A 1,989-nucleotide genomic window follows, 5' to 3' on the forward strand; every position below is an offset into this window, starting at 1 on the left:
AGGTCACCACCCCCACAAACGGGCACGAAAAGGACGTTCAGGGGCTACTAGCGAGAGTCGTATGTGACCTGGGTCCTGTGGGGCGGGTCACCGCCCGGCCGCCCGAATGTCACCCTCCGCAGCCGTCCGTACCCCTTTGAGGGGAATGGTCCGGATCGGGATCGGCCCCCGAATCGAAGGCGACCGGGGCGTCGAAAGCAGCTTTCCTCGTCGCCCGCCGCAGCGCCTTCAGCAGCGTGCCCCCGAGCGCCAACGTCAGTACGACCGTCAGCACGGCCCGCCCCAGGTCCCAGGCCACCGATGTGGCCAGGCAGTAGGCCAGGAAGCGCGCGAGGTTCGCGCCCAGCGGCTCCCCCGGATGGAAGGAGATGCCCTGCCCCATGCCCTGCAGGATCACCCAGCCCTGCAGGTTCATCACCGTGCCGTACGCGAACGAACCCACGAAGCCGTACGCGGCCAGCATCAGCAGCTCGGCCCGGCCCCGCAGCCGGACGGCGCCGGGCAGGAGGCCGGCGCCCAGCGCGAACCAGCCCAGGGCCAGCATCTGGAACGGCATCCACGGCCCGACCCCGCCCGTCAGCAGGGCGGAGGCGAACATCGTGACCGCGCCCAGGACGAAACCGAACCCGGGACCCAGGACGCGCCCGCTCAGCACCATCAGGAAGAACATGGGCTCCAGGCCGGCCGTGCCCGCGCCGAGGGGTCTGAGCGCGGCCCCCACGGCGGCGAGCACCCCGAGCATCGCCACCGCCTTCGCGTCCATGCCGTCGTCGGCGATGGTCGCCACGACCACCGCGACCAGCAGCGGCAGCAGCGCCGCGAACAGCCACGGCGCGTCCTGGGAGTGCGCGAGGCCGGAGTGGCGGTCCGCGAGGAGCGGCCAGCCGAAGGCCGCGATGCCGATCAGGGTGACCAGGACCAGGGCGGCAGCGGCCCTCGGGCCGATACGGACGGGGCGGGTGGGACGGGCGCGGCGGGTACGGCGGGCGGGCGCGGGGTGGCGGCTCATGCGGGAGCCGTCCCCGGGTCGGCCGCCGTTTGCGGGTTCGGAGCCGTTCCCGGGGCGGGAGGCGCTAGGGCCGCCAGGGTGTCGGCGACCTGCCGCACGGTGAGCCAGTGGCCCGGGGTGAGGACCTTCGCCACCTGGGGCGCGAAGGCGGGGGAGGAGACGACGACCTCGGCGGTCGGACCGTCCGCGACGACCTCGCCGCCGGCCAGGATCACCACCCGGTGCGCCAGCTCCGCCGCCAGCTCCACGTCGTGGGTGGCCAGCACGATGGCGTGGCCCTGCGCCGCGAGCGCACGCAGGATCTCGATCAGTCGGACCTTCGCGGCGTAGTCCAGACCGCGGGTGGGCTCGTCCAGGAGCAGCAGGGCGGGCCGGCCGGTCAGGACCAGCGCCAGGGCCAGCGCCAGCCGCTGCCCCTCGGAGAGGTCCCGGGGGTGGGTGTCGTCCGGGACGTCGGGCAGCAGGGCGGAGACCAGGTCACGGCAGGTGCCGGGGGCCGCGTCGGAGTCGGAGTCGGCGGCGGCGCACTCGGCGGCGACCGTGTCCGCGTAGAGCAGGTCGCGGGGCTCCTGCGGGACCAGGCCGACCCGGCGGACCATCTCCGGCGGCGGGGTGCGGTGCGGCGCCCTGCCGCCGACGGTGACCTCGCCGGCGGCGGGCGCGACCGTACCGACGAGCGCGGACAGGAGGGTGGACTTGCCGGCGCCGTTGCGGCCCATGAGGGCGATGGTCTCGCCGGGGGCCACGGACAGGTCGACGCCGTGCAGGACCTGGCGGGAGCCGCGGCGGACGTCGAGGCCGCGGACCTCGGCCGGGGCCGGGCGGGGGGCTGGGGCGGGGGCGGGTACGGTGCGGCGGCGCCGCAGCAGCCGGGCGAGCAGGCCGGGGGCTCCGCCGTCGGGGGCGCCGCCCCCGGACCGCGTCCGGGCGGGCGTCCTTCTGGCGGGGTGTGTCAGCCGAACGAACCACCTGACGTGGCA

At 75.5% G+C, this 1,989-nt stretch carries 2 protein-coding genes; both read right to left on the bottom strand.

The window, feature by feature from the left end:
* Positions 1-109 precede the first annotated feature (109 nt).
* Positions 110-1,009, bottom strand: a complete 900-nt coding sequence (locus ACFWUQ_RS29070; RefSeq protein ID WP_384543943.1) for an ECF transporter S component — start codon at positions 1,007-1,009, stop codon at positions 110-112.
* Positions 1,006-1,989, bottom strand: a 984-nt coding sequence (locus tag ACFWUQ_RS29075; RefSeq protein ID WP_384543945.1) for an ATP-binding cassette domain-containing protein, incomplete at its 5' end; no start/stop codon positions are given. The genes ACFWUQ_RS29070 and ACFWUQ_RS29075, both read right to left, overlap by 4 nt.

It is taken from the genome of Streptomyces sp. NPDC058662, from assembly GCF_042716255.1.
Taxonomy (GTDB): Bacteria; Actinomycetota; Actinomycetes; order Streptomycetales; family Streptomycetaceae; genus Streptomyces.

What these genes read in the sequence shown, in the direction of transcription:
- ACFWUQ_RS29070 (WP_384543943.1), bottom strand. Translation starts at nt 1,009, where the DNA reads ATGAGCCGCCACCCCGCGCCCGCCCGCCGTACCCGCCGCGCCCGTCCC.